5 protein-coding genes are annotated in these 7,481 nt (G+C 70.4%); all 5 read left to right on the forward strand.

Annotation, left to right across the window (positions count from 1 at the left end; translation table 11 throughout):
- The first annotated feature begins 348 nt into the window (after window positions 1–348).
- Window positions 349–1,725, forward strand: a complete 1,377-nt coding sequence (locus BAW75_RS05400; RefSeq protein ID WP_104112843.1) for an ABC transporter substrate-binding protein — start codon at window positions 349–351, stop codon at window positions 1,723–1,725.
- Between the two features lie 60 nt (window positions 1,726–1,785).
- Window positions 1,786–2,745, forward strand: a complete 960-nt coding sequence (locus BAW75_RS05405) for a carbohydrate ABC transporter permease (RefSeq protein WP_104112844.1) — start codon at window positions 1,786–1,788, stop codon at window positions 2,743–2,745.
- Window positions 2,746–2,748: 3 nt separating this feature from the next.
- Window positions 2,749–3,636: a carbohydrate ABC transporter permease gene (locus BAW75_RS05410; RefSeq protein ID WP_104112845.1), complete on the forward strand. Its 888-nt coding sequence runs from the start codon at window positions 2,749–2,751 to the stop codon at window positions 3,634–3,636.
- Window positions 3,637–3,720: 84 nt separating this feature from the next.
- Entirely contained in the window at window positions 3,721–5,346 is a 1,626-nt protein-coding gene (locus tag BAW75_RS05415; RefSeq protein WP_104112846.1) for a glycoside hydrolase family 13 protein, read from the forward strand.
- 154 nt (window positions 5,347–5,500) lie between these two features.
- The coding region (locus BAW75_RS05420; RefSeq protein ID WP_104112847.1) for a glycosyl hydrolase family 28-related protein at window positions 5,501–7,481 on the forward strand (1,981 nt) is incomplete at its 3' end.

A 7,481-nucleotide genomic window follows, 5' to 3' on the forward strand; every position in this document is an offset into this window, starting at 1 on the left:
GCCCCCCACGCCGCCTCACCCCACCCCACCGCATCCGTCGATCTTGGAATTCCGGTGCCCGGAATGCGGCACTGATGCCGGTATCTGAGGCGCCACAACTCCAAGATCGATGGTCCGGCCGGCTGGAGCTGCGCCCTTCCGAGGCCAAGTCGAATTCTTGCGTTTGCCAGTCGACATCTTGCTGGGTTCGGTTCGCGTCGCTACAGTGACTCCACTCACACCTGACCCGGGGCGCGGTTTCCGGAGGCAGGGCGCGTGCCGGCTGCCGTTCCACCACCAGAGGCAGCCGCGCGGTCACCGCACATCAGTGAAGGCCATGGATACACCCGTTCCCGAAGGGATGGACAGATGTCCGTACCGCAGTATCGGAAGGTCGCGGCGCTCGCGCTCGCGACCGGCCTCGGGCTCAGCCTTGCGGCGTGCTCCACCAAGAGCGACGACAGCGGCGACGCCGGCGGCAAGGTCACCATCACCGTCGACTGCCAGCCGGTCGGCGCGCAGAAGGAGCTGCTGAAGAACTGGAACGACGACGTCGCCGAGTTCCAGCGGCAGAACCCGGACATCGTCGTCAAGAGCGTCAGCGTCGGCGAGCAGTGCAACAACCCGCCGGACTTCACCGCCCGCCTGGCCGGCGGCACCGTCACCGACGTGTTCTACGGCTACATGACCGACCTTCAGCAGGTGCTGGACTCCGGCCAGGCGATGGACATCGGCCAGTACGCCACGAAGGACACCATCCCCACCTGGGACAGCGTCGACCCGGCGCTCAAGGAGGTCTTCACCGACGGCGGCAAGCTCTACGCCGTACCGGTGAAGAACTACTCGATGGGCCTGATCTACAACAAGGCGCTGTTCCAGCGGGCCGGGCTCGACGTGAACAACCCGCCGAAGACCTGGCCGGAGGTGCGGGCCGCGGCCAAGAAGATCGCCGCGCTCGGCGACGGCACAGCCGGGTACGCCGAGTACAGCGCGGGCAACACCGGCGGCTGGCACTTCACGTCGCTGCTCTACTCGCAGGGCGGGCAGGTGCTCAGCGCCGACGGCAAGAAGGCCGACTTCAACAACGCGATGGGCAAGCAGGTCCTGCAGAACCTCAAGGACATGCGCTACGGCGACAACAGCATGGGTGCCCGGCAGCTGCTCCAGTGGGGTGACCTGCTCACCAACGCCGGCGCCGGCAAGGTCGGCATGTTCATCGGCGCGCCGGACGCGACCCAGGCGATCGTCAGCCAGTTCCAGGGCAAGTACCAGGACTGGGCGATGGGCCCGCTGCCCGGCCAGGACGGCCCGGCCAAGGCCACGCTGGGCGGCGGCGAGGGCTACTTCTTCAAGAAGGGCCTGAGCCCCGAGCAGGTCAAGGCCGGCCTGAAGTGGCTCGCCTACCAGAAGCTCACCCCGGGTAAGGGCCAGTTCGACTACGTGCGCGCCAAGCCGCAGAACTACCCGGTCGGCCTGCCCCAGCCGCTGCTGTTCACGAACGGCAGCGACGCGCAGAAGCAGGAACTGGAGCTGCGCAAGGCGAACGCGAACGTGGACACCACGAACTTCGCGGTCTTCGAGGCCAACCCGGTGCCGATCAAGGGTGAGCCGCGCAACGCGCAGGCGATCTACGCGGTGCTCGACGCGGCGATGTCCGGGGTGCTGACCAACCCGAACGCGAACATCGACGCGCTGCTCAAGACGGCCGAGGACAAGGTCAACCAGCTGCTGGCCGCCGACAGCTGACCCGACCGGAGGTGGGGCCGGCGCACCGGCCCCACCTCCCCGAGCACCGCAGGAGTCGCCTTGGCGCTCACCACCGCCCCCGGCGCCACCCGCCGTACCGGTCCTGTCGCGCCGACGCCGTCGCGTACCGCCGGCCGCCGCGCCGGTCTCGGCCGCAAGGTCCGGGACAACCTGACTGGGCACACGTTCCTCATCGGCGCTGTCGTCTGCTTCGCCGTCTTCTCCTGGTACCCGATGGTCCGCGGCGTCGTGATGAGCTTCCAGCGCACCCGCCGCGGCGAGACCACCTGGGTCGGCTGGGACAACTACAGCCGGATCATCGCCGATCCGAGCTTCTGGACCGCCTGGAAGAACACGTTCGTCTTCACCGGCCTGGCGCTGGTGCTCGGCTACCTGGTGCCGTTCTTCGTGGCGATCCTGCTCAACGAGCTGCGCCACGCCAAGGGCTACCTGCGGGTGCTCGTCTACCTGCCGGTGATGCTGCCGCCGGCGTCCGCGCTGTTCCTGTTCAAGTTCTACGCCTACGACCCGAGCGAGGCGGGGCTGTTCAACGCGGTCCTCACCGCGCTGGGACTGCCCACGTCGGAGTGGATGCAGTCGCCCACCATGACGATGCCGGCCATGGTGATCGCGTCGACCTGGATGAACATGGGCGGCGCCGTGCTGATCTACCTGGCCGCGCTGCAGAACATCCCCGGCGAGCTGTACGAGGCCGCCGAGATCGACGGCGCCGGGGTGTGGCGGCGCATCGTGCACGTGACGGTCCCGCAGACCCGGCTGATCCTGGCGCTGCTGGCGATGCTCCAGATCGTCGCCACCATGCAGCTGTTCATCGAGCCGCTGATCCTCGCCAACGGCGCCGGCACGCAGGACTCGGCGACCTCCGTGGCGTACCTGATCTACCAGCACGGGTTCTTCCAGAACGACCTCAACGGCGCCGCCGCGCTCGGCGTGATCATGCTGGTGGTGCTGGCCGGGTTCTCCGCCGTCTACCTGCGACTGACCGCGAGACAGGACTAGGACATGGCCGCCGACAGCACCACCCGTACCCTCATCTCCCACGCCCAGCTGCGCCGCGGTCGCGGCCGCGTCCTCTACTGGGCGGTGCTCACCGTGGTCGTGGCCGGGTTCACGCTGGTGTTCCTCGGCCCGCTGTACTGGATGGTCACCGGCGCGCTGAAGTCCGGCCAGGAGATCGCCCAGACCCCGCCGACGCTGTTCCCGCGCGATCCGCAGCCGGGTAACTACGTCGACGCCTGGACCAACCTGGATCTGGCGAAGCTGCTGTTCAACACGTTCTACTACGCCACCGGCGCGGTGGTGTTCCAGCTCGTGTTCGACACCGCCGCCGCGTACGCGCTGTCGAAGCTGCGTCCGGTGCTGGGCGGGCTGATCCTCGGCATGATGCTGGCGACGCTGATGATCCCGGCGATGGTGCTGATCGTCCCGCAGTACGTGACGGTGATCGACCTGCCGATCGTGCACGTCAACCTGCTCGACTCGCCGTTCGCGATCTGGCTGCCGCTGGTGGCGAACGCGTTCAACATCTTCCTGCTGAAACGGTTCTTCGACTCGATCCCGGAGGATCTGATGGCCGCCGCCGTGATGGACGGCGCCTCCCCGCTGCGCACGCTCTGGTCCATCGTCCTGCCGATGTCCCGCCCGATCCTCGGCGTGGTGGCGATCTTCGCGGTGACGGCGGTCTGGAAGGACTTCCTCTGGCCGAAGCTGGTCATGCCGTCGCCGGAGACGCGGACCGTCAGCGTCGGCATCTACGCCTTCGCCGGCGGCACCCCGATGAACGTGGTCATCGCCGCGTCGGTGATCGCCGCCATCCCCACCGTCGTGCTGTTCCTGATCTTCCAGCGCAACATCATGTCCGGCCTGACCACCGGCGGCCTCAAGGGCTGACCGGGCGAACCGCGGCCCGCCGCAAGCCGGCCGCCCAGCCCGCCGCCGCAGAACCGACCCCGCAGAAAGCAGGTGCCCGTGTCCATGGCCGACAACAGCCCGTGGTGGCGCTCCGCGGTGATCTACCAGGTCTATCCGCGCAGTTTCGCCGACGGCAACGGCGACGGGATCGGCGACGTCGCCGGCATCCGGTCCCGCCTGGATCACCTCGCCGCGCTCGGCGTCGACGCCATCTGGTTCAGCCCCTGGTATCCGTCGCCGATGGCCGACGCCGGCTACGACGTGTCCGACTACCGCGACATCGACCCGGTCTTCGGCACGCTCGCCGAGGTGGAGGCGCTGATCGCCGAGGCGCATGCGCTCGGCATCCGCAGCATCGTCGACGTGGTGCCCAACCACTGCTCCGACGCGCACCAGTGGTTCCAGGCCGCGCTCGCGGGCGGGCCGGGCGCCCCCGAACGGGACCTGTTCTGGTTCCGCCCCGGCCGGGGGCCCGGCGGCGACCTGCCGCCCACCGACTGGACCGGTGAGTTCGGCGGCCCGACCTGGACCCGCACCACCGACCCGGACGGCACTCCCGGCGACTGGTACCTGCACCTGTTCGCCCCGCAGCAACCCGACTTCAACTGGGACCACCCCCGGGTCCGCGAAGAGTTCGAGGACATCCTGCGGTTCTGGTTCGAGCGGGGCGTGGACGGCATCCGCATCGACTCGGCCGGGCTGCTCGTCAAGGACGGCACGCTGCCGGAGGTCCACCCGGACCGGCCGCACCCGTTCCGCGACCAGGACGGCGTGCACGACGTGTACCGCGCCTGGCGGCGCATCGCCGACTCGTACCCGGGCGGGCGTGCACTGGTCGGCGAGGTGTGGCTGCCCGACCGGCAGCGGTTCGCGAACTACCTGCGCCCGGACGAACTGCACACCGCGTTCAACTTCGACTTCCTCGGCTGCGCCTGGGACGCCACGGCGCTGCGGGAGAGCATCGACGGCACGCTCGCCGCCCACGCCCCGGTCGGCGCGCCGGCCACCTGGGTGCTGTCCAACCACGACGTCACCCGGCACGTCACCCGGTACGGCCGCGCCGACACCCGGTTCAGCTTCGCCGCCAAGCGCGAGGGCATCCCCACCGACCTGGAACTGGGCACCCGCCGCGCCCGCGCCGCCGCGCTGCTGTCCCTCGCACTACCTGGCGCCGCCTACGTCTACCAGGGCGAGGAGCTGGGGCTCTGGGAGGTCGAGGACATCCCGTACGAGTTGCGGCAGGACCCGATGTGGGAGCGGTCCGGGCGGGTCGACCCCGGCCGCGACGGCTGCCGGGTGCCGCTGCCCTGGCAGGGCGACACGCCGCCGTTCGGGTTCAGCCCCGACGGCGCGTCCGCCGCGCCCTGGCTGCCGCAACCTGCCGACTGGAAGGACCGCACGGTCCGCGCCCAGACCGGTGACCCGCACTCGATGCTCGAGCTGTACCGGGCCGCGCTGGCGCTGCGCCGCACCGAACCCGCGCTCGGCGACGGCACCCTGGCGTGGCTGCCCGCACCGCACGGCGTGCTCGCGTTCGCCCGCGAACCCGGCTTCACCTGCCTGGTCAACCTCGGCGACGCCGCCGTGCCGCTGCCCGCGCACGACGAACTGCTGCTCGCCAGCGGCCCCCTCGACGACGACCGGCTGCCACCGGACACCGCAGTCTGGCTGCGTACCCGATCGGCCTGACCGCGGCGCCGGCGGCCCCGTCCCGCCGCCGGCGCCGCCGAAACACCCGGCGGCCCGTCCCGGCCGCCACCACGCCGCACACCTGGGGAGGAGGAAGGAGAGGCAACGCCGCAACGGGGGGATCTGGCCACCGACGAAAGGGAGCACACCCCGCATGGCCGAGCACCGCACCGCGCACCGCCACCGCAGCACCGGCGTGGCCGCCCTGGCCGCCGCCACGCTCGCCGCCTCGACACTCGTCGTCGTGGCGCTCACCACGACCGCCACCCCGGCGTACGCCGCCGGACTGTCCCCGTTCGACATCGCCGGCCGCGGCGCCACCGTGCCGTTCCGGGAGCAGGCGGCCGAGCAGGCCGCCCACAACGGCACGAAGATCGGCCCCGACCGGCGCTACGGCACGCTGCCGTCCGAGGCGTCCGGCCGCGAGGCGGTCACCCTCGACGCCGTCGGCGAGTACGTCGAGTTCACGCTCACCGCCCCGGCGAACGCGGTCACGTTCCGGTACAGCCTGCCGGACAACGCCGCCGGCACCGGCCGGGACGCCACCATCGACCTGCGCGCCAACGGCACGCTGGTCAAGGCGGTGCCGGTCACCTCCCGGTACGGCTGGTACTACGGCGGCTACCCGTTCAACAACAACCCGGGCGACACCAACCCGCACCACTTCTACGACGAGACCCGCACCATGTTCGGCGCCACCTACCCGGCCGGCACGAAGATCCGCCTCCAGGTCTCCTCGACCGCCCAGTCACCCACGTTCACCATCGACCTGGCCGACTTCGAGCTGGTCGGGGCGCAGATCACCAAGCCGTCCGGCGTGCTGGACGTGGTGACCGACTTCGGCGCCGACCCGACCGGCGCCACCGACTCGACGGCGAAATTCCAGGCCGCAGTGGACGCCGGCAAGGCGCAGGGCCGGGCGGTGTGGATCCCGGCCGGCACGTTCACGCTCTGGGACCACGTGGTGGTCGACGGCGTGACGTTGCGCGGCGTCGGCCCCTGGTACTCGGTGCTCGGCGGCCGGCACCCCACCGACCGCAAGCGTGCCGCCGGCATCTACGGCAAGTACGTGCCGGGCGGCGGCTACTCCGGCGAGATCCGGCCGCACGAGGCCGGCGGGCCCAGCCGCAACGTCACGCTGCGGGACTTCGCGATCATCGGCGACATCCGCGAACGCGTGGACGAGGACCAGGTCAACGCCGTCGGCGGCGCGATGACGAACTCGGTGGTGGACAACCTGTGGTTGCAGCACACCAAGGTCGGCGCCTGGATGGACGGCCCGATGGACAACTTCACAATCCGCAACAGCCGCATCCTCGACCAGACCGCCGACGGGGTGAACTTCCACTGGGGCGTCACCAACTCCACAGTCACCAACACGTTCGTCCGCAACACCGGTGACGACGCGCTGGCCATGTGGGCGCAGAGCGTGCCGAACGTCGGCAACTCCTTCACCCGCAACACCATCGGCGTCACGATCCTGGCCAATCACCTGGTCACCTACGGCGGGCGGGACATCACCATCGCCGACAACGTCACCGCCGACTCGGTCACCAACGGCGGCGGCATCCACGTGGCCAACCGCTACCCGGGCGTCACCGGGCCGACGGCGGTGGCCGGCACCATCACGGTGGCCCGCAACACGCTGATCCGTAACGGCAACTCCGACTACAACTGGCAGTTCGGCGTGGGCGCGATCTGGTTCTCCGCGCTCAACGAGCCGATCCAGGGTGCCACCGTCACCGTGACCGACACCGACATCCTGGACAGCTCGTACGCGGCGCTGCACTGGATCGAGGGGCAGACCAGCGGCATCTCGTTCGACAACGTGCGCATCGACGGCGCGGGCACGTACGCGCTCCAGGTGCAGGCGCCCAGCCAGGTCCGGTTCACGAACGTGCGGGCCACCGGCATCGCCCAGTCCAACCCGATCCACAACTGCGTCGGCAGCGGCTTCCAGATCACCCAGGGCACCGGTAACTCCGGCTGGTACACGTCCACCCCGTACTGCGGGCCGTGGCCGCAGCCGCAGTGGGGCAACGGCCCGTCCAGCCCGCCGCCCACCAGCCCGCCGCCGCCCACCACCGCGCCGCCGACGACCGCGCCACCCACCACGGCACCACCCACCACGCCGC

The organism is Micromonospora chalcea (assembly GCF_002926165.1).
In the GTDB taxonomy this organism is placed as follows: domain Bacteria; phylum Actinomycetota; class Actinomycetes; order Mycobacteriales; family Micromonosporaceae; genus Micromonospora; species Micromonospora chalcea.

Excerpts from the sequence above, each read along its gene's own strand:
- BAW75_RS05400 (WP_104112843.1), top strand. The coding sequence starts at position 349 with ATGTCCGTACCGCAGTATCGGAAGGTCGCGGCGCTCGCGCTCGCGACC.
- BAW75_RS05410 (WP_104112845.1), top strand. The coding sequence starts at position 2,749 with ATGGCCGCCGACAGCACCACCCGTACCCTCATCTCCCACGCCCAGCTG.
- BAW75_RS05415 (WP_104112846.1), top strand. The coding sequence starts at position 3,721 with ATGGCCGACAACAGCCCGTGGTGGCGCTCCGCGGTGATCTACCAGGTC.